At 57.3% G+C, this 21,262-nt stretch carries 17 protein-coding genes and 1 tRNA gene; 13 read left to right on the top strand and 5 right to left on the bottom strand.

The window, feature by feature from the left end; translation table 11 throughout:
• Positions 1 to 367 precede the first annotated feature (367 nt).
• The gene (locus tag GXX82_01610; GenBank protein ID NLT21724.1) at positions 368 to 1,618 is read right to left on the bottom strand and encodes an MFS transporter; all 1,251 of its coding nucleotides are present in this window, start codon (positions 1,616 to 1,618) and stop codon (positions 368 to 370) included.
• Positions 1,619 to 1,924: 306 nt separating this feature from the next.
• Between GXX82_01610 and GXX82_01615 the strand changes: the two genes are divergently transcribed.
• The 10 genes from GXX82_01615 to bioB all read left to right on the top strand — a co-directional run bounded on the left by GXX82_01615 (position 1,925) and on the right by bioB (position 13,009).
• On the top strand, positions 1,925 to 2,143 hold the full coding sequence (locus GXX82_01615) for a hypothetical protein (protein NLT21725.1): 219 nt from the start codon (positions 1,925 to 1,927) through the stop codon (positions 2,141 to 2,143).
• Between the two features lie 73 nt (positions 2,144 to 2,216).
• Positions 2,217 to 3,527 carry a replication-associated recombination protein A gene (locus GXX82_01620; protein ID NLT21726.1) on the top strand — a complete coding sequence of 437 codons (1,311 nt, stop codon included), beginning with the start codon at positions 2,217 to 2,219 and terminating at the stop codon, positions 3,525 to 3,527.
• A gap of 181 nt (positions 3,528 to 3,708) precedes the next feature.
• Complete coding sequence (gene thiL, locus GXX82_01625; GenBank protein NLT21727.1) at positions 3,709 to 4,674, top strand: thiamine-phosphate kinase; 966 nt, start codon at positions 3,709 to 3,711, stop codon at positions 4,672 to 4,674.
• A complete protein-coding gene (locus GXX82_01630; GenBank protein NLT21728.1) occupies positions 4,671 to 5,624 on the top strand; it encodes an HD domain-containing protein in 954 nt (317 codons plus the stop codon). Before thiL ends, GXX82_01630 begins: the two co-directional genes overlap by 4 nt.
• Positions 5,625 to 5,639: 15 nt before the next feature.
• Entirely contained in the window at positions 5,640 to 6,410 is a 771-nt protein-coding gene (locus tag GXX82_01635) for a 16S rRNA (uracil(1498)-N(3))-methyltransferase (protein ID NLT21729.1), read from the top strand.
• A gap of 45 nt (positions 6,411 to 6,455) precedes the next feature.
• Entirely contained in the window at positions 6,456 to 7,091 is a 636-nt protein-coding gene (locus GXX82_01640; GenBank protein NLT21730.1) for a hypothetical protein, read from the top strand.
• Positions 7,092 to 7,153: 62 nt separating this feature from the next.
• A complete protein-coding gene (gene dprA, locus GXX82_01645; protein NLT21731.1) occupies positions 7,154 to 8,197 on the top strand; it encodes a DNA-protecting protein DprA in 1,044 nt (347 codons plus the stop codon).
• A gap of 53 nt (positions 8,198 to 8,250) precedes the next feature.
• A complete protein-coding gene (gene topA, locus GXX82_01650) occupies positions 8,251 to 10,494 on the top strand; it encodes a type I DNA topoisomerase (GenBank protein NLT21732.1) in 2,244 nt (747 codons plus the stop codon).
• On the top strand, positions 10,473 to 11,786 hold the full coding sequence (locus GXX82_01655; protein ID NLT21733.1) for a methylenetetrahydrofolate--tRNA-(uracil(54)-C(5))-methyltransferase (FADH(2)-oxidizing) TrmFO: 1,314 nt from the start codon (positions 10,473 to 10,475) through the stop codon (positions 11,784 to 11,786). Before topA ends, GXX82_01655 begins: the two co-directional genes overlap by 22 nt.
• A gap of 242 nt (positions 11,787 to 12,028) precedes the next feature.
• Positions 12,029 to 13,009, top strand: coding sequence for a biotin synthase BioB (bioB, locus tag GXX82_01660; GenBank protein NLT21734.1), 981 nt, complete (start codon positions 12,029 to 12,031; stop codon positions 13,007 to 13,009).
• Positions 13,010 to 13,157: 148 nt separating this feature from the next.
• On the opposite strand, the gene GXX82_01665 is transcribed toward bioB, so the two are convergent.
• The 4 genes from GXX82_01665 to GXX82_01680 all read right to left on the bottom strand — a co-directional run bounded on the left by GXX82_01665 (position 13,158) and on the right by GXX82_01680 (position 18,129).
• Positions 13,158 to 14,363 carry a type II secretion system F family protein gene (locus tag GXX82_01665; protein ID NLT21735.1) on the bottom strand — a complete coding sequence of 402 codons (1,206 nt, stop codon included), beginning with the start codon at positions 14,361 to 14,363 and terminating at the stop codon, positions 13,158 to 13,160.
• Between the two features lie 215 nt (positions 14,364 to 14,578).
• Positions 14,579 to 16,045 carry a DegQ family serine endoprotease gene (locus GXX82_01670; GenBank protein NLT21736.1) on the bottom strand — a complete coding sequence of 489 codons (1,467 nt, stop codon included), beginning with the start codon at positions 16,043 to 16,045 and terminating at the stop codon, positions 14,579 to 14,581.
• Between the two features lie 13 nt (positions 16,046 to 16,058).
• Positions 16,059 to 17,465, bottom strand: coding sequence for a HAMP domain-containing protein (locus GXX82_01675; protein ID NLT21737.1), 1,407 nt, complete (start codon positions 17,463 to 17,465; stop codon positions 16,059 to 16,061).
• Complete coding sequence (locus GXX82_01680) at positions 17,452 to 18,129, bottom strand: response regulator transcription factor (GenBank protein ID NLT21738.1); 678 nt, start codon at positions 18,127 to 18,129, stop codon at positions 17,452 to 17,454. Before GXX82_01680 ends, GXX82_01675 begins: the two co-directional genes overlap by 14 nt.
• Before the next feature lie 336 nt (positions 18,130 to 18,465).
• On the opposite strand from GXX82_01680, the gene GXX82_01685 reads away from it, so the two are divergent.
• The 3 genes from GXX82_01685 to GXX82_01695 all read left to right on the top strand — a co-directional run bounded on the left by GXX82_01685 (position 18,466) and on the right by GXX82_01695 (position 21,236).
• On the top strand, positions 18,466 to 20,016 hold the full coding sequence (locus tag GXX82_01685; protein NLT21739.1) for a fused MFS/spermidine synthase: 1,551 nt from the start codon (positions 18,466 to 18,468) through the stop codon (positions 20,014 to 20,016).
• Positions 20,017 to 20,195: 179 nt separating this feature from the next.
• Positions 20,196 to 20,271, top strand: a tRNA-Gly gene (locus GXX82_01690).
• A 233-nt stretch (positions 20,272 to 20,504) separates the two neighbouring features.
• A complete protein-coding gene (locus GXX82_01695) occupies positions 20,505 to 21,236 on the top strand; it encodes a hypothetical protein (GenBank protein ID NLT21740.1) in 732 nt (243 codons plus the stop codon).
• The last annotated feature ends 26 nt before the right edge of the window (positions 21,237 to 21,262 follow it).

Genomic DNA, 21,262 nt, shown 5'->3' on the forward strand with positions numbered 1-21,262 from the left:
CCGGCGGGAGAGAAAGAATATACTGTTTTTTTATCCTGAAGGAGTAATCCCCCCTCATCTCCCCTGTAGTCATAGGTCCTATAAGTCCTATATGTCCCATAGGTCCTATAACCATCCTCCAGACCCCCTATACTACCTTACTCCCTTAAGATTCCCATCCCATCCCCTCCCCATAACTCCCACCTGAAAAGAATCCTTTTCTTTTGCCTCCCGTCGCAGACGGGATGCAAAGACGGCCGGATTTTGGAAGGCTTCGAAATCCGGCCGAATCTTTTCTCTGCGATCTCTGCGGGCTTGAGCGAAGCGGGCGAGAGGCAAGGTCTTCAAGCTCTTCGCCGGCTCACAGCTCGGGCGAGAGGTAAGACCTCTACTCTTCCTTCTTCACGAACCCCATCAGCACCGCTGATAGTGCGGCGAGGCCTATGGCGACCATGAAGGGGATGGAGAAGGAGCCTGTCACGTCGCGGACGTAGCCGCCGAACCAGTGGGCGGCAATGGCTCCGAAGGCATAAAAAGGTGTGAAGGCGCCGATCACCGTCCCGATGATCTCCTTTCTGAAATAGTCGCCGCCGCAGGCGCCGTACAGGGGAAAGGTCGCGCCGTAGAATATGCCGAAGATGAATATGCTCGTATAAAGCATCGCGGCATTGGAGCCGGAAAGGATTATCCAGACGATGATGAGCGCGATGAAGGCGTTCGATGTGAGTATCGTCCCCTTCCGGCCAAAACGATCGGAGATCGCCGGTATGGTTAGGACCCCCACCACCTGGCCGAACCCGTGCATCGTCGCGAGGAACGATGCCCGGTCGTAGGCAAACCCCAGTTGGTACCGCGCATAGTCGACCATGAAGGTGGTTATCATGTAAAGCGTCGCGCCTATCGCGAAATAAGAGGCGGCGATCATCCAGAAGCGTCTCGCGGAGAGGATCTCCCCGTAGCATGAACGCTGCTTCCCGGCGGGTGCCGCCGGCGCGGCCGGCGCGGGTTCGTCAGGCCGTGTCCCCCACGGAACCAGACCCGCGTCCTCGGGCTTGCTCCTCAGGAGGATGACATTGATAACGATCATGACGAGGGCGGCGACACCGAGAATGTACCAGCAATACCTCCAGCTCCAGTGGGCAACTATCATCGGATACAACCGCCCCATGGTGGCGAAACCAAGCCCGAACCCGGCCGACAGTATCCCGAGCGCCATGCCCCTCTTATGGAGGGCAAACCACCTCTGCACGAGAGTGATGATGGGCGTCCACATGGCGGCCGCCCCGATGCCGACGAAACAAAAGGTAAAGGCCGCCTGCCAGAAGCCGTTCGAGAGACCCATGAGGAACGTTCCCACTCCCAGGACCACGCCGAAGACGGGTATCACGACACGGGCACCGAGCCGGTCCGTGAAATACCCCACAAAGGGCGAGAAACAAATGTAGGCGTAGAAATAGGCGTTGAAGATCTCCCCGCCTTCCTTCCTGGTGATGCCCATGGTCCGTATCATCTCCGGCAGAATGACACCATATCCCAGGCGAATGCCGTAATTGATGAAGAGGTTCACGAAACATACGGCGAGAATGATCCACGCCCAGTGCAGACCCTGCGACTTCGAAGCTCCGGCTCCATCCGTCATAACTCCCCCTGACTGTCTCTTTGCTGTACAGACATTCTAGGATACGGCACAAAAGATTGCAAGCCGTTGGAACCGGTTAACGGATAAAGATGGTTGGCACCGTTGGAACCGTTGGAACAGTTAGAATCGTTAGAACCGAGAGGGTTGTTGCAGCGGTTGATTGTTATCATTCGGTGGTCCTGGCATTTTTCGGTGCTAACGGTTCAAGCGGTTCAAGCGGTTCAAGCGGCTTGCGCCTTCGCGCAAGCCTTCTTCCCTCCGGGGTCCGAACATGCTATAGTGAATAAAAGCTGAATGGAGGGCGCCATGATAATCGGCGAGATACAAAAGACGGGTACCGACAGGATCATCGTTACCGTGAAGGAATTCAAGGGAAAGACCTACATCGATGTGAGGAACTTTTTCGAGAACGACGATGGCGAGATGGTACCCACAAAGAAAGGGGTATCGCTGACACCCGAGAATCTGGACGAGTTGATACGGCTCCTGGGTGAGGCGAAGAAACAGCTTTCGACAGAGAAGTAATCCACCGGCGGCGCACTATCAACGCAACCACACCCGGCCCCTCTTCGGGGTTCCGGGATAAGAGGACAGATCAGTGGAGCTTTTTTCGGACGACACATTTTCCACGGGGAGGTCACAGAAACCTCTCGCAGACAGGGTACGGCCCAGATCGCTCGATGATGTCGTCGGCCAGGAGCACCTCCTCGGAGAGGGAAAGCTCCTCAAGGTCCTCATCGAGAGAGGAGACGTTCCCTCTTTCATCTTCTGGGGACCGAGCGGCGTCGGCAAGACCACCATCGGCTGGCTCATCGGCAGGATAATGAAGCTCCCCTACGTCTCTCTTTCCGCCGTCTCCATAGGCGTAAAGGAGGTCAAGGAGGTCATCCAGAAGGCCCGGAACCAGAGGATCATCCTCTTTGTCGATGAATTCCACCGCTTCAACAAGCTCCAGCAGGACACGTTCCTTCCCCACGTGGAGAACGGCACCATCATCCTCATCGGCGCCACGACGGAAAACCCTTCCTTCGAGATCATCTCCCCCCTCCTGTCACGTATGAGGGTCCTCACCCTGAAACCCCTCGTCACCTCCGACCTCGTGAAGATCCTCGAGAGGGCCTTAAGGGACGACGAAGAGCTCAGGAAGGCGGACATCTGCATCGATACGGCAACGGTAGAGGAGATCGCGTATCTCGCCGACGGCGACGCGCGGCGGGCGCTGAACCTCCTGGAAGTATGCTGGAAGATGGTCAGGGAAGGCTCTTCGGGAAGCCCTGTCATCGACCACGCTATCGTGCAGGAGGCCTACCAGAAGAAGACCGCACGGTACGACAAGACCGGCGAGATGCACTACGACCTCATCAGCGCCCTTCACAAAAGCATCCGGGGCTCCGACGCCGACGCGTGCCTCTACTGGCTCGCCCGGATGATAGAAGGCGGCGAGGATCCCCTTTACATCATGCGCCGCCTCGTGCGCTTTGCCTCCGAGGACGTCGGCAACGCGGATCCGCACGCCCTTACCCTCACCATAAGCGCCACGGAGGCCTTCAAGTTCATCGGCCCCCCCGAAGGCTACCTCGCCCTCGCCCAGGCGGCGGTGTACCTGTCGCTGTGCGAAAAGAGCAACGCCGTCTACACCGCGTACGGTAAGGCGGCGCGGGACGCCCGGGACCTCCCGGAATACCCCGTCCCCATGCACATCCGCAACGCGCCGACGAAGCTCATGGGCGAGCTCGGCTACGGCGAAGGATACCTCTACCCCCACGACCATCCCGGAGCGCTGGTCAAACAAACCTACCTCCCCGAAGAGCTTCTTGGCAAAAGCTACTACCACCCCACCGACAGAGGCGAAGAACGACGGCTCAAGGCGTTCATGGAGAAAGTGCGGAACGCGTATAAAGATCGTTAGAACCGTTAGCGCCGTTAGCACCGTTGGCGCCGAAAGACACCCGGACCACCAAACGATAACAACCAATCATTGAAACGATCCCTCGGTTCCAACGGTTCCAACGGTTCTAACGGTTCCAACGGTTCTAACGGTTGCCGAGGTTGCAACCGCCTTTCGGTTTGGGTTATTATGTTCCTTCGTCATGGAGATATCGGAAAATAATTTCATTGAGGGCATTCGAAAATTCTCCCGAAGAAGTAATAGTGTCGTACGGGGCATCGGTGACGACGGTGCCGTCGCGGAGCTTGGCGCCGGCCAGTACGTCTTCGTGCAGGATGCCATGGCGGAGCATGTCCACTTCGAGTTCTCTTTCATGGACCCTTACTACGTGGGTAAAAAGGCTCTGTACTCCAACATATCGGACGTCCTGGCAATGGGAGCACAGCCGGTCTTCTATCTCGTGACCGCGGGAATACCCGCGAAGATCTCCTCGGGGGAGATGGACAGGATGTACCGCGGCCTGGACAGGGTCGCCCGGGAATTCGGCGTCATCCTCCTCGGGGGAGACACGGTCGCCACGGCGAGGGACCTCTTCATCGACATCTCCGTGATCGGGAAGCTGGCCGCGAAGCGATATTTCGGCAGGGACAAGGCCCGAAGGGGCGACCTCATCGCCGTCACGGGAAAGCTCGGAGAGGCCGCGCTGGGGCTTCGGGCGCTCAAGGAAAGAGGGGATGCGAAGGGTCTCAAGGGCTGTATCAGGCGTTTCCTCAGTCCCAGGCCTCCGTATGCCCTGTGGAAGGAGATCGTGAAAAATGATATAACTGATGCAATGATGGATGTGAGCGACGGGCTCATCCTCGACCTTTCGAGGATGATGAAGGAGAGCAGGAAACAGGCCCGCATCCACTGGGAAAAGGTCCCCGTGCCCCGCCCGCTGAGGCAGAGGGGTCTCGAAGACCTCGCCTTCGGAGGCGGAGAGGATTACCAGCTTCTCTTCACGTTCCCCCGGGACAAGCTTCCCGTCGTAGAGGCAATGATCGAAAGAGGAAGGCCCGTCACCGTCATCGGAGAGGTCGTATCAGGCAGAGGGGTCAGGGTCTTAAGGCACGGTTCCGAGATCACACCCCCCCGGGGGGGTTACGATCATTTTGGGGGAAAGGTTTGAGCAAAAAGATCTTTGTGCGGGACATCACCGGGAATCAGAACGAGGTAAACGATCTTTTCGTCGTCACGAAGAAGGGCACCTATACCTCGAAGAACAACACCAGATACATGATGATAGGCCTCAAGGATGCCACGGGCTCCATCGACGGAAGGGTATGGGAGCGCGTCGACGAGCTGGAGGGCCTCTTCGAAAGAGGCGACATCGTCTCCGTCCGGTCGAAGGCCAGGGACTATCAGGGAAAGCCGCAGCTGCACATCACCGACATCCGCAAGCTCGATGCCGACCTTGCGGTGGGCGACATTGCCCATTTCTATCCTTCCGGTGACAGGGACAGGACTTTTCTGGAAAAGGAGTACGGGCAGATCGTGAGTGAGGTGACCAATCCCTGGCTCGCGAAGCTCCTCGCGGTCTTCCGCGACGACGCGCAGCTCCGGGAAAGGTTCTTTTCGTACCCCGCCTCCACCACCGTGCACCACGTTTACATAGGCGGGCTGCTCGATCACTCCCTCTGCATGGCACGGATGGGCATGGCCGCCGTATCCTTCATCGGGGGGGACCGCGACATAGTGATCGCCGGTTCCATCCTCCACGACATTGGAAAGACGCAGGAACTCGACATAACGCGGGGTTTCAGGTTCACCGACAGGGGCAGGCTCCTCGGCCACATCACCCTCGGTGTCATGATCCTGGAAGACCTGATCCGTCGCGTCGAGGAGTTCCCCAAGGAACTGACGGATATACTCACCCATATCGTCGTCAGCCACCATGGCCTGGAAGAATGGGGATCGCCCAAGAAACCCATGTTCCCCGAGGCCATCATCATTCACCACCTCGACAACCTGGACGCGAAAGTGAAAGGCGTGAGGGAGCATATGAAGGACAACATGGCGGACGAACGCTGGAGCGAATACCACCGGCTGTACGAAGCGAAATATTACAAAATTGATTGAGAGCCGGAAACACTCATGGAGATCAGAAGGGTTTTTGTCGACAAGCTGAAGATCAAGAACGGCATGGTCCTCCTGACGGGGCCCATGCACAGATACATCATCGGGGTCCTCAGGAAACGCCCGGGAGACAGGATAGACCTCATCGATGGAAAGGGTTACCTCTACCGTTCCACCATCCAGAGCGTCAAGGGGAAAGAGCTCTACCTCCAGGTGCTCGACGCGGTGCACAACCCTGATGAGAAACGACCAAAGGTTATCCTCTGCGTAAGCCCCATCAAGGGGCCCCGGATGGACTGGCTCATTGAGAAGGCGACGGAGCTGGGGGCCGAAAAGATCGTTCCCACCATCTTCAAGAGAACGGTGGTGAGGCTCACCGACCACGGGGCGGAAAAGGTCGAACGGTGGAAGAGGATCACCGTCGAGGCCTCCCGCCAATCGGGACGTTTCACCATACCGGAGATATCGGAGCCGACACCGCTTCGGGGCATCGCCGAACTCATAGGGGATGCCGACAGACGCGTCGTTCTCTACGAAAGAGAGAAGCGTGTCACCCTCAGGGACGTCTTCGGCTCGAAGGGGACAGATGCCACCTGCGTTGTCATAGGACCCGAAGGCGGTATCGAAGAGGAGGAGGTCGAGTGGCTCAGGGAGAACGGCTTCATCACCTGCACCCTGGGAGAGAACATATTCCGGACGGAGACGACGCCGCTCGTCGTCCTGTCGGTGATCCTCTATGAATATGCCAGCACAGGCAGCGAAAGCACAGGAAACAATGCCGGCGCGTGAGTGACGGGGCTTAAGAAAAGGGAAAGCGGGAGGTACACGAGGCGTATGGGCATAGGGGGCAAGGTTGGTTGCGGGTGCCTCATCGGCATCCTTGTTGTGATAATGGTACTGGCGGGTGTATCGCTGCACCCTGTCAGCCTCAGGTTCCTCGGGAAGAGTTTCCGGTACGAGGACAAGATAGTCCCCGCCGATGCCATCTTCGTGCCGAGGTTTGGGGAAGACCACAACGGGGAGCTCTACGTCGAGGCCTTCAGGGAATACTTCTCGGGCAACGGAAAGGTCCTGTATATCGAGAACGACAAGGTCCTGGGGACGGACGTGCACGATCTTGTATCCCGGCTGGCAAAGTCCCGGGGGATCAAAGATAACGTGACAAAGCCCCTCTACACCGAGGACATGGGAGACCGTAAGACGGCTTTCTTCAAACAGAAGTTGAAGGAGGCCGGCCTCAGGAAAGTGATCGTCGTGGTCCCGGAATACGCGTCGAGACGGTACCACAACATGTACGATCCTACCCGGGACGGGGGTGCGGTCCTCTACATGATCAAGCCCGTGAAGGTCGGCTATTTCAGGGCCGACAGATGGTGGCGGGATGAGCTGTCGCGCTCGCTGATGGCCCGTGAGTTCTATGCCTCTCTTCTTTACTATTATTCCCTGCTCCGGAAAGAGAAGACCGGATAGGCCTCGTTCCCGGTCCCCTGAGACAGGCTCCGACGGCAGAACGGACAAGGACGGGTATCCCCATGGATGAACGACGCGCCCTCATCGCACTATCCCGGGTAAAGGGTTTGAGCCGCCTGGCGAAACGAAGGATCTGCGATTCATATCCCGACATCACCCGGCTCTTCCGCCCCGGCACGTCCTCGGCCCCCGCGGGCATCGCGTCGCGCTTCGGCGATTGGGGAGGGATCGACAGGGACCTCAAGCTTCTCGACATGATGGGCGCCCGGGTTCTCACCATGCGCGACGAGGGGTACCCGAAGGCCCTGCGACACATACCCGACGCCCCGATCGTCCTGTATGCCCGGGGTCCCCTCGTGCCGGGGGACAGGGCGCTTGCCGTCGTAGGTTCACGAAAGGCCTCTCCCGAGGGCACAAATCTCGCCGGGAAGATCGGTGAGACCCTGTCGCTCGCCGGGATAACGATCGTCAGCGGTCTTGCCCGCGGTATCGACACGGCGGCGCACGCGCGGGCCCTCATGGGGCCGTCAGGCACGGTAGCCGTCCTGGGATGCGGAATAGACGTCTGCTATCCCCCCGAGAACAAAGATCTCTTTGAGAGGATCGGCAAAGAGGGACTCGTGGTGACCGAGTACGCACCCGGGGAAGATCCCCTGCCCTATCATTTCCCGGAACGCAACCGCATCATCGCGGGGCTCGTGAGGGGAGTGCTGGTCGTGGAGGCGACGGCCAGGAGCGGCTCCCTCATCACCGCGAGACTGGCCCTTGAATACGGCAGGGAGGTCATGGCCATCCCCGGAAGCGTTCTGAGGACCGAACACGCCGGCTCCAACAGGCTCATCAAGGAGGGCGCGAGACTGGTCGATTCCGTGGAAGACATCCTCACCACCTGTTTCCCCGACATCCGCCCGCCTGAACCGGAGCCCGTGGAACTGGACAGACGGGAAGACAGGGTATATTCTCTCATAGGATTTGAAAAAGTGCACGCAGATGAGGTAATAGAAAGAAGCGGCATGGAAACGAAGGAGGTCATGGCCGCCCTCACCCGCCTGATCATGAAGAATGTCGTGGCAGAGGTGGCGGGAGGCTTCTTCATACGACGATAAGGTCCGCGGATCCCCCGGGGAAACGGGGGGTTGAAGAATATAAGGAGACATGGATGGGAAAGTCACTGCTCGTTGTTGAGTCGCCGACAAAGATGAAGACCCTGTCGAAATACCTGGGAAAGGATTACGTCATCAAGGCGACGTACGGCCATATCAAGGACCTTCCGAAGAGCACCCTCGGTGTCGATGTCGAGGAGGGTTTCAAGCCTCATTTTCACATCCTGAAAGGCAAGTCGAAGGTGGTCGATGAGATAAAGAAGGCAGGGAAGGAAGCGGAAAGGATCCTGATCGGGTCAGACCCCGACCGCGAAGGGGAAGCGATAGCCTTCCACGTTGCCGAGGTCATCGGGAACAACGACCGCATCGAGCGCGTCCTCTTCCACGAGATAACGAAAAAGGGGGTCCTCGACGCCATGAGGTCGCCCATCAAGCTCGACCCGGCCAAGTACAACGCCCAGAAGGCGCGGCGGATACTCGACCGGCTCGTGGGATACAAGATAAGCCCGCTCCTGTGGGAGAGGGTCAGCTACGGCCTTTCCGCGGGAAGGGTGCAATCGGTGGCCCTTCGCCTCGTGTGCGAGCGGGAGGCCGAGATCGAGGGCTTTGAAAGGGAGGAGTACTGGGTCATCGACGTTGTCCTCGAACTTCCTTCGGGAGAGACCTTCACGGCGACACTGGAACGGAAGGCCGCCGATGGCACGGCGCTGTCGGCCGGCGGGAAGGGGTCAGGAAAGATCCGGATAGCCTCCGAAGATGAGGCCGCCGCCATCAGGGCCGACATCGCAGGGAAAGAGTTCATCGTGACGAAGGTCGAGGTGAAGGAAAAGAACATATCACCCCAGCCGTCCTTCATCACGAGCAGGCTCCAGCAGGAGGCCTCCCGGGTGCTGCGCCTCTCACCGAAGCGCACGATGATGCTCGCGCAGAGACTCTACGAAGGAGTCGATATCGGCGAAGACGGACCGGTGGGACTCATCACGTACATGAGGACCGACTCGGTGAGGGTTTCGATGGAGGCCGTGGCCGAGGCGCGGGATTTCATCAGGAAAGGTTTTCCCGAGGGCTATCTCCCCGAGAAACCGAACTTCTTCAAGAACAGGAAGACGGCCCAGGACGCCCACGAGGCGATACGGCCCACATCGGTCTTCTTCACCCCGGAGAAGGTCAAACCCCATCTCGACAAGGAGCTCTTCGCCCTCTACGATCTTATCTGGAAACGCTTCGTGTCCTCCCAGATGACCCGGAAGAGGGTGGAAACGAAGACGGTGGACGTCACCGCAGGCGATCACGTCTTCGTTGCCAGGGGCACGACGGTGCTCTTTGACGGATTCACGAAGATATACGAAGAGATAGGTGAGGATGAAGAGGCCGTGACCGCTCTTCCCGAGGTCAAAAAGGGCGAGAGGGCAACGCTCAGGAACACGACCATGGAACAGCGTTTCACCAACCCTCCCCCCCGTTATTCCGAGGCGTCCCTTATCAGGACCCTGGAGGGAAAAGGTATCGGAAGACCCTCCACCTACGCGACCATCGTGAGCACGGTCCAGGACCGCGACTATGTGAGGAAAGAAAAGGGCAGGCTCGTGCCCACACCCCTTGGCCGGACCGTCAACAGGCTCCTTTCCGAGTTCTTCCCCACCGTCCTCGATGTGGGTTTCACGGCCAAAATGGAGGTCCGTCTCGACGAGATAGAGGACGGCAAGAAGGATTGGATCAAATCCCTGGAGAAGTTCAACGCCTCTTTCGAGGGCGAGCTTCAGGGCGCCCAGAAACAGATGAAGAGCCTCAAGAAGGAGGAGAAGGAGACGGAGATCGAATGCGACAAATGCGGCAGGAAGATGCTGCTGCGCTGGGGAAAGAGCGGCGAGTACCTGGTCTGCTCCGGAAAACCGGAATGCAAGAACAAGAAGAACGTCAGGGTCGATGCCGACGGGAAGATAACCATTGTCGAGAGCGAAGCGAAAGGAATATGCCCCAAATGCGGCGGCAAGCTCGTGGAGAAAAAGGGACGGTTCGGCCGCTTCCTCGCATGCAGTAATTATCCCGAATGCAAGCACACAGAGGCATTCTCGCTGGGGTTCTCGTGTCCCATGGAGGGATGCCCCGGCAAACTCGTCGAAAAAACGTCGAAAATGAAGAAGAGGTTCGTCAGCTGCTCGGAATACCCCAGGTGCTCCTTCGCCACAAACAAGGAGCCGACGGAGGGTGAATGCCCCTCCTGCGGCGCCCCGACCCTCTTTTCCTTCAAGAAGGCCCTCTTCTGCCTCCGCAAGGACTGCGGATGGAAATCACGGTAATCGGGGCCGGCCTTGCGGGTGTCGAGGCCGCGCACCAGATCACCCGGATGGGGGGACGGGCGGTGCTTTTCGAGATGCGCCCCGGGGTCGGCACCCCCGCGCACCGGACCTCCCTCCTCGCGGAGCTCGTCTGCAGCAACTCCCTCAAGTCGCTGGACCTTCACAACGCCCACGGACTCCTCAAGGAAGAGCTTCGCGGGATGGGTTCCGTCATCATGGAGGCGGCCGACGGGACGGCCATTCCCGGCGGCAAAGCGCTCGTCGTCGACAGGGACCGGTTCGCCGCGAGGGTGACGGAAATGACCGGGAACAACCCCGGCATCCGCCTTGTCCGGGAAGAGGCGCGCCGGACACCGGAGGAGGGCATCGTTATCATCGCGACGGGCCCGCTGACAAGCGATGCCCTCTCGGGAGAGCTTCAGAAGCTCACGGGCGAGGACAGCCTCTCCTTCTTCGATGCCATATCCCCCATAGTCGACGCCGCCAGCATCGACCATCACAAGGCCTTCCACGCATCCCGCTACATGAAGGGCGAGGCGGGAGACTATCTCAACTGCCCCCTCACGAGAGAGGAATATGACCTCTTCCACGAAGCCCTGGTGAAGGCCGAGAGGGTGGATCTCAGGGAATTCGAGAAGACATCCTATTTCGAGGGTTGCCTTCCCGTGGAGGTCCTGGCGGAGCGCGGCAAGAAAACGCTTGCCTTCGGACCCATGAAACCCGTGGGCCTTACGGACCCGCGCGATGGGAAAAGGCCCTACGCCGTGGTGCAGCTCCGAAAGGAAAACGCCTCGGGAACCATGCTTAACCTCGTGGGCTTCCAGACGAAGATGAAATACCCCGAGCAGGACCGCGTCTTCCGGATGATACCCGCCTTGAAGGATGCCGTTTTCCTCCGGTACGGCAGCATCCACCGGAACACCTATATCAACGCTCCCCTGTGCCTGAACGAAAAGCTCGAGCTCAAGGCCGACAGGCGGATCCTCTTCGCCGGGCAGATAACAGGGGTCGAAGGGTACATGGAATCGACGGCAATGGGCCTCGCCGCGGGCATCTCCGCTTTCATGTCCGCGACGGGCAGGGAATTCCACCCCCCGCCGCCGTCGACCTGCATCGGCGCACTCATCCGTTACCTCACCACCGAGAACAGGAACTTCCAGCCTATGAACATGAACTTCGGCCTCATCGAGGGCTATTCGAAAAAGAACAAAGAAGCAGCGGTCGAGACGGCTTTGCAGGAAATGGAGAAATGGAAAAACAGTTATAGTCATAAAAACAGTTTTAAGTTTTAGGTTTTAAGTGGTAAGTTAAGAAAAACGGTTTTAAGTGAGAAGAACAGTTTTAAGTTTTAGGTTTTAAGTTTTAAGTAAAAGACTGAAAGAAACAGACGAGATAGTGGAACTCTCCAAAATTACTCTCTCCGAACCAAGGAACCAATTCCTTTTCCCTTTAACTTAAGACTCAAGACTTAAAATTATCTTCTAACTTGAAACCTAAAACTTAAAACCTAAAACGGTTTCTAACAGGAGCTACTATGACTTCCCTTTTTGACACTCTCGCGGATCGGGCGATCGCTACGAAGGACATATCCGGGAAAGATGCCCGGGAACTCTATGAAGCGGGAAAGAAAGACCCCTTCGGGCTGATGGCCCGCGCGTCCAGGATACGGGAGCATTTCAAGGGCAACGCGGTAAGCCTCTGCGGCATCGTGAACGCAAAGTCCGGCGTGTGTCCCGAAAACTGCAGGTTCTGTGCCCAGTCGGCCCACTACCACACCGATGCGCCCGTCTATCCCCTCATGTCCGCGGATGAGATCGCCGCGAAAGGACGGGCCGCAAAGGAAAGCGGCGCCCATATGTTCAGCATCGTCACGAGCGGTACGAGGGTGGAAACGCATGCCGAATGGGACACCATCTACCGCGCCATAGGGCTGCTCTCCGAAATGGGGCTGAAAGCCTGCGGCTCCCTCGGCATGCTGAGCGAGGAGACGGCCATCAACCTCAAGAAGGCGGGGCTCTACCGCTACCACCACAATCTCGAAACATCGCGAAGCTTCTTCGACAACATCTGTTCGACCCACGAATACGACGAGGACACCGGGACGGTGCGCATCGCCCGGGCGGCGGGCCTCACCGTCTGCTCCGGCGGTATCATCGGTCTCGGAGAGGCCATGGACCACCGCATCGAGATGGCGATGACCCTCAGGGAACTCGACGTGGATTCCGTTCCCATCAACATCCTCAACGCCATCCCCGGCACGCCCCTCGAGAACATCCCCCCGCTGACCCCGATGGAGATCCTCCTCACCGTAGCCCTTTACCGCTTCATCCTCCCCGACAAGGACATAAAACTCTGCGGCGGGAAGGAAAAGAACTTGAGGCAACTCCTCCCCCTCGCGATGGTAGCCGGCTGCAATTCCCTGCTCACCGGCAACTACCTCACGACCCTCGGAAGGGACACCTCCGCCGACCTGGAAATGATCCACGACCTGGGGATGGTAGCGGAAATGCGATAGAAGACGGTTCAAGGGTTCAAGGGTTCAAGGGTTCAAGGGAAAGACCGTGAAGGGGGGCGGCTGTCAACGCACTTACTGACCTGCGCAACAGATTTTCTTCCTTTTCTTACTCTGGAACTCTTGAACCTTTGAACTCTTGAACTGTCTTTTAGCCTACTGCCTGGCCGAGTTTGAAGATGGGGAGGTACATGGCGACGATGAGGCCGCCGAGGACGACGCCGAGGAAGACCATGATCATCGGCTCCATCATGGCCGTGAGGTTGCCGACCATCGTGTCCACGTCGTCTTCGTAGAAATCGGCGATCTTGTTGAGCATGCTGTCGAGGGCGCCCGTCGATTCACCGACCTGGACCATCTGGACCACCATGGGAGGAAAGATGCCGGCCTGCTCGAGCGGTTCGGCCATCGTGCGGCCCTCACTGATGCGGGAGCGGGCCACAAGAAGGGCCTCTTCGACGATCTTGTTGCCTGCCACCTTGGCAACGATGATCATGCTCTCGAGGATTGCGACGCCGCTCATGAGGAGTGTCGCGAGGGTCCGGGTCACCCTGGCCACGGAGGCCTTGATGGTGAGCAGACCGAAGAGGGGAAGCTTGAGGACGATCCGGTCGATATTGCGGTGACCGCTCTCCGTCCTGTAATAAAACCTGAGGGCCAGAACGAGGCCCACAACACCTCCGATGATGATGTACCAGTAGGTTTGCACCATCTGGCTCAGGTTGATGACGATCTGCGTCGGCGCGGGCAGCTCCGCCCCCATCTCCTTGAACATCTTCTCGAAGACGGGGATGACGAAGAGAAGGAGAACGATGACGACGACGAAGGCGACGACTATGATCGCGACGGGATAGATCATCGCCGATTTGACCTTCTTCTTCAGTTTCTCCGTCTTCTCGATGTAGATGGCGAGCCTCTGCAGCACGCTGTCGAGAAGACCGCCCTCCTCCCCTGCCACGACGAGGTTGATGAAGAGCTCATCGAAGCATTTCGGGTAATCCCTGAGCGCGTCGGCAAAGCGCGCGCCCCCTTCGATCTTCTCCTTGATCTCCCTGACGATGCCCCTGAAGTTGATGTCCTCTATCTGGTTCGCAAGGATCTCCAGGGACTGGACGAGCGGCAGCCCCGACGTGATCATCGTGGAAAGCTGCCGTGTGAAGAGCAGTATCTCGACGTTCTTGATCTTCTTCTGGGGATTGTATTTCTGCTTCCCCGCCTCCTTCGTCTCCTGCATGGAGGTGAGGATGACGCCTTCTTTTCTCAGCGCCGCCCTGAGGGCGTCGCCGGACGCCGCCTTCGAAACGCCCTTGCGCGTTTCACCCGATGAGGTCCTTCCTTCCCATTGAAACTGCGGCATGACTCAATAATACATGAATAAATCCCGTTTGCAAAGAGAAAATTATCAAAACAGGTGGTTAATGGAGAAACGAGTTCCAGAGTTTGAGTTTTACAGCATAAGATGCGATAATAATTGAACAATTATGTGACGATGATCACATTTTCCCCGTCCCGGGTCGCAGATCCCAGGGAGTCTATGCCGCTCACCTGAGACCTGAGACCTGAGACCCTCTTCTATTCCCTTATCACCGCGTAGAACGTCGCGTTCTCGCGCTGGATCAGCATGACGATGCCTTCCTTGACGTTGGAGCGCTTGACCGCTTCCTTGAACTCCGCGACGCTTCTGATGGGCTTCCTCCCGATCTCCCTGATGACGTCGCCGGAGCGGATGTCCGCCTCCTGGGCAGGCGAGCCGGGGATGACATCGGTCACGATGACACCCCTCTTATCCTTCAGGTTGAGATGCTTCGCGATCTCCGCGGTGATGTCCTGAACGACGAGGCCGAGGTCCTTTTCAACCTCCGTCTTCCTCGACGCCCTGAGACCCTCCTCCTGGAGTTCGCCGATGACCACCGTCACTTCCATCTGCTTCTTGTCCCTGATGAGGACGACCTTCGCCTTTGTACCTATCTCGGTCGCGGCGACAAGACGGGGAAGGGTTTCGTTGTCTTTGATCTTCTTGCCGTTGTATGAGATGATGACGTCTCCACGCTTGATGCCCGCCTTGTCAGCCGGGCTCTGGTCCATGACATCAGCGACAAGGGCGCCCTCGGATTCCTTCAATCCAAAGCTCTTCGCGATCTCCGGCGTCATCTTCTGGATGACGACACCAAGCCAGCCGCGGGCGACCTTGCCCTTGCTTTTGAGCTGGGACAGCATATCCTTCGCAACATTGATGGGTATGGCAAACCCGATGCCCTGGCCGCCGGAAACGATGGCCGTGTTTATCCCAACCACTTCACCCTTGAGATTAAGGAGCGGTCCGCCGGAATTGCCGGGGTTGATGGAGGCATCGGTCTGGATGAACTGATCGTAGGGTCCTGCTCCGATGATCCTGCTCTTGGCGCTCACGATGCCGGCGGTGACGGTGTGTTCGAGACCGAAGGGATTACCGATGGCGACGACCCAGTCACCCACCTGCAGGACCTCGGAATCACCGAGCACCGCGACAGGGAGGGATTGCTTGACATCGATCTTGATGAGGGCTATATCCGTCTTCGGATCCCGTCCTATTATCCTGGCGTCATACTCTTTCTCATCGGAAAGCTTCACTTTTATGGTCGTGGCCTTTTCAACCACATGGTTGTTCGTCAATATGTACCCTTCCCTGTCGATGACGAATCCGGAGCCGAGGCTGCGCTGCTTGTATTCCCGCCGTCCCCCGTTGCCGAAGAACTTGTCGAAGAAATCATCACCGAAGAAATCCTTGAAAGGGTTGTTGGGCCCCATCATCGGGCCCTGCCCCCCGGGCCCCCTGATGACCGCGGTGGTGCTGATGTTGACGATCGACGGTTTCGCCTCATTGACAAGCCCCGCGAGGCTCGGCAAACCGCTCGAGTTGAAAGCGGCCACCGTCCGGACGCCCTGCGGCGGCGGAGCCGCGTGCCTGGCTTCTGGCAACACCTGGGCCCTGACATAGGCAAAGGCCAGAGCCGCCGCGATAAGGATACAAACGGTTACGACGAGTCGTTTGTTCTTCATGGAATATCCTCCGTCATGACATGGGCAGTTTAATGGTGAACAGACTTCCCGCGGCGGGCCTCGATTCGACCTCGATGGTTCCCTGATGGGCCTCGGCTATCCACTTGCTGATGGACAGACCGAGACCGCTGCCGCTTTCACGTTTGCGTGACCTGTCCGCGCGGTAGAACCTGTCGAAAATGTACTTTATGTCCTCCGGCGATATGCCGGGACCGTCGTCCTCGACATTGATACAGGCAAAACCGTTCTGTTTATGCGATGAGACCGTCACGTGCCCGCCGGGGTGTCCGTACTTGATGCCGTTCTCCACCACGTTGGTTATCATCCGGCGCAGCTTGAGTTCGTCCCCGACGATGCGGATGTCCTCGAGGTCCCGGACGACCACTTCCACCCCTTTGTTCTCGCCGAAAAGCTTCATACTGAGACAGACATCGGCAAGAAGGTCCCTGAGGTCGACCTTATCGAGGTTCATCCCGATGTCCTTTGTTTCGGCCTTGGAGAGTAGGAGCAGGTCGTCGATGATCCGGCTCATCCTGTCGATCTCCTCGAGATTGCTTTGCAGGGAACGCCTGTATTCGTCCGTCGTCCTTTGCTTCCTCAGGGCCAGTTCGGTCTCGCCTTTCAGGATGGTAAGCGGCGTCTTGAGCTCATGGGAAACATCGATGCTGAACTGGTTGATCCTGTGGAAGGAATCCTTGAGCCTCGAGATCATGGCGTTGAAGGTCTCCGCGAGGCGGCCAAGCTCATCCTTGCGTCCCTTCTTGATGTCGATCCGCTCATCAAGGTTGGTCGAGGATATCTTGACGGCGGCCCTGCGGATCTGGTCAACGGGCTTCATGGTCTTCTTCGCCATGAAGTAGCCGACAACTATGGTGGCGCTGATGGAGGTGATGATGCTGATGATCATGATTATGAGGAGACGCTTCATGGTGTCCTCGAACTCCTCCAGCGACGAACCCACCTGGACGATGCTGGTGACCTTCTTGCTGTCCAGGATCGGCATCGTGATCATGCGCAGCCGGGGGCGGGCGCCCTCGAGCGTCTCGTAGACGGTCTCTCCCTTGAGGGCCCTCTCGAGGGTGACAAAGCTGACCGGCACGGCCTCGGCTTCGAGGTCGTTCAGTCTCGCGCCGATCTTACCCGAGGCGTCTATGATCTGGATGAACTTGCCTTTCGGCTTCTTGCCGAGGGCGTTCTCGAGATAACGCTCGAAATTGCCGAAGAGGCTCTGGCCGTGGGCCTCCGTCATGGATGAGGCGAGGACCTCGGCAATCGACTTGATCTTCGTGTCGATGCTCTTCTGCAGGCTGTTCTGGAAGTATATGTAGACCCCGCTGGAGAAGGTGACGAGTATCAGGGCCAGGATGCCGCCGTACCAGAGGGTCAGTTTCCATTTGATGGGGAGGCTAAAGCTTTTCATCTTCCTTGAGGATGTAACCGACTCCGCGGACGGTGTGGATGAACTTCCTGACCGTGAGGAGTTCCATCTTCTTGCGGAGGAAATTCACGTAGACATCGACGATGTTCGAGGAATCGTCCTGGCTCTGCCAGGCGTATTCAGCCATCTCCTTCCTGGCGAGCGGCCTTTCGCTGTTGCGCATCATGTACTCCATGATGAGGAATTCCTTTTCCGTGAGCTCCGCCTCCTTGCCCCCTATGGAAAGTCTCCTATTGTATGGGTTGAGGATGATCTCCCGGTACTCGAGGGTGAGCGGGGCGGCCTTCCGGCTTCTTCTCAAGAGCGCCCGTATCCTGGCCAGGAGCTCTTCGAAGGAAAAAGGCTTGGTCAGATAGTCGTCGCTGCCCGTGTCGAGCCCCTTGATCACGTCCTCCTTCGTGCTCTTCGCGGTGATGATGAGGACCGGTGTCTCGATACCCGACTCGCGCATTCGCTTGAGCACCTCGAGGCCGTCGATCTCGGGTATCATGAGATCAAGGAGGACGATGTCATAATCCCGGGTGGTAACGAGATCAAGGCCCGTCCTGCCGTCACCGGCCACGTCCACACCATACCCTTCCTCCTCGAGGCCCCTCATGACAAAATTGGCGACCTTCGATTCATCTTCCACGAGAAGAACTTTCATATCCGTAATACTATAGTATAAAAAGACCCATTGTACAATTCTTCCGTTTCACCGCCGCTCCCACCCCCGTCGACAGACAATAAAGACCGTCTCAGGTCTCACGTTTCAGGCCTCAGGTTAAGGACCAAAGAAGAGCCTTTTCGACTGTCTCCGTCTGATTTCTTTTGGCCTGAGACCTGGGACGTGGGACGTGAGACCTGAGACCGTCTTTTCTCTGAATTTCTTTGACAAAACGGGGGTGATGCTATTAAGTATTAGGGTTTCCGGGTGAACAAGAAGGGGTATCGTTCCATACAAATGTCACATACGTGAAGTCATACAGGGAGGTCTACATCCATGAGTCTTCTTGAGGCATATATTATCACCTTCATTGCGAGTTTCTGTACCCTCGTGATCGAAATGGTCGCGGGACGTATCCTCGCACCTTTCGTGGGGGTTTCGATCTACACGTGGACGAGCATCATCGGTGTCATCCTCGCCGGTATCAGCATCGGCGCCTATATCGGGGGCAAGCTCGTCGACCGCTATCCCTCCAGGAAGACCCTGGGGTGGCTCCTTTTCATATCGGGCGTCATGGCGCTGACGATCATCCCACTCACCTACGCCATCGCCGCCTACCGGTTCCCCGTCTCCCTGATGATGAGGATCTTCATGGTCACATCCATCATCTTCTTCATCCCCGGCTGCGTCCTCGGCACCATCTCGCCCGTCGTAGTGAGGCTCACCCTCAAGGACCTCGAGAACGCGGGGAATGTCATCGGGAAGATATACGCCGTCTCGACACTGGGGGCCATCATCGGGACATTCGTCACCGGCTTCTTCCTCATCTCCTTTATGGGCACGCGGGCGATCATCCTGTCCATGGGGATCATCCTCCTTGTCGTCGCCCTTCTGGCGGGGTCCATCTTCAGGAAGAAGACCAGCATGGCCATCTTCGTCATCATCGCGGTACCCAGTCTCTTTTTCATCAACTCTTATCTCTATGCCATCCCGGCAAGCGGCAAGACATACCTCTACAGGGAAAGTGACTACTACACGATCAAGCTGTCGAAGACGATGAGTTCCGACCGCAAGACAGAGCTCGAGGCGATGGTCCTCGACAACCTCATTCATTCCTACGTGAACCTCAAGGACCCGAAACACATCGAGTACGAGTACGAACGTATCTATGCCGACGTCCTCACGTGGAAGTTCGCCGAAGAGACACCCTTCAAGAGTCTTACGATAGGAGGGGGCGGCTACACCTTCCCCCGGTACATGGAGATCACCTATCCCCGGGCGAAGATCGACGTTGTCGAGATAGACCCCGAGGTGACGAAGATCGTCTACGACCATCTCGGCCTGCCGAAGGACACGAAGATAGCGAGCTACAACACCGACGGCAGATGGTTCGTCATGAACTGCAAGGAGAAATACGACCTCGTCTTCACCGATGCCTACAACGACATCTCCATACCCTACCACCTGACGACGAAGGAGTTCCTCCAGCAGATACACGACATCATGAATCCCGGGGCGATCCTCATGTCCAACATCATCGACAACTTCCAGAAGGGGCTTTTCCTTCCTTCCTATATCAAGACCCTAAGACAGGTCTTCGGGGAGAAAAACGTCTATCTCATCTCCGTGAGCCCGAGTTTCAGGAAGGTCCGGATCAGCACCTTCATCGTCATCGCCGGAAAGGGAAATTTCGACATAGCGAGCTTCCAGTCCTTCATTGAGCACCGCCTGGGCTCCCGGGCCACATCCTCCATTGTGCCCGAAGACCTCATGGACGAGTTCATAAACAGGAAAGATGCCATCGTCATCCACGACGACCACGCCCCCATCGACAACCTGGTGGCCCCCGTCTTCGAGGAAAGGTTCGGGTACAATAGAAAGAACTAAGAAAGACTGTTTTAAGTTTTAGGCAAAAGACAAATGAAAAGTGGTGGGATGCGCCGGTATCCCCCGGAAACCCCCGGGTTCTTGCTGCTTTTAACCTAAAACCTAAAACTTAAAACGGGCTTCAACACCTCCTTTTCCTTTGCTTTCTTCCCTATTTTCTTTTAGAATTATACTTCGGTGCGGGCGTAACTCAGTTGGTAGAGTGCAAGCTTCCCAAGCTTGATGCCGCGGGTTCGAGCCCCGTCGCCCGCTCCAATTGAAAACAATGCCCAATTTACCAATAACCAATTGAACAAAGGGAGGGGCGCAACGGACTGCCTGTATCGTTTTCCTGGTTCTTGGTCATTGTCTGTTTCTCTGGTTATTGGGATTTGGTTCTTGGTCATTGTCTTTTCCTCCCTCGTTGACATTCTGTCCTTCCCCCAGTTATTCTTGCGGATGAACCGTGCGGGCGTCATCGAAGCGTGGGCTTGTTTCCGGGTGGTCCTGTGAAGCGCGGCGACCAGGCGAAGGGCAAACCACCGGGGCTCAAAGCTTTCCTGATAAAAGCCGCTCTCGTCGTGGCGGTGGGTCTCATTGCGATCTTCCGCCCTGATATCCCCCCGGCCGTCTTCACCTTTTCACTCATCGGTCCCGTGAAGGTGTACCATGTCTTCTGGGCACTGGCTGTATCCATACTCGTTAAGAGAATGATCCCCCGCTTCAACAAGAAGATCTCTTCGCGCAAGATATTCGGCCGGTTCTACCGGCAGGCCGAGAATATCACACCGAAAAGGGATGAACAGCTCCGCTCCCTGAAGGCGAGGACAGACAGGGGAGCGGTGAGATCGGCATTCTACTGGCTGCTGCTCGTCGGGGATATGGCGCTGTGGCGGCTGGTCGGCATGCTCAGCGACACGTGGATCTATATCATCGTCCTCTTCTTCGTCTTCATGGACCAGTTCTGCGTCACCGTCTTCTGTCCCTTCAGGTGGCTCGCCGGCGGCAAGTGCTGCAGCACCTGCCGCATCAACAACTGGGGCTACCTCATGGCCTTCTCGCCCCTTATCTTCATACCGTCCTTCTGGACGTGGTCGATCGTCGCCCTTTCCATCATCATCGCCATTCAATGGGAGTACCTCTATCACAGGTTCCCTGAACGGTTCTATGAGACCCACAATGCCGCGCTGATGTGCAGGAACTGCACCGTGGAGTGCACGGGTCACAGAAAATTACGTTGAATATTGCGGGGGGATTCCTTACAATG

Origin of the sequence: Syntrophorhabdus sp. (assembly GCA_012719415.1) — a bacterium.
GTDB lineage: Bacteria > Desulfobacterota > Syntrophorhabdia > Syntrophorhabdales > Syntrophorhabdaceae > Delta-02.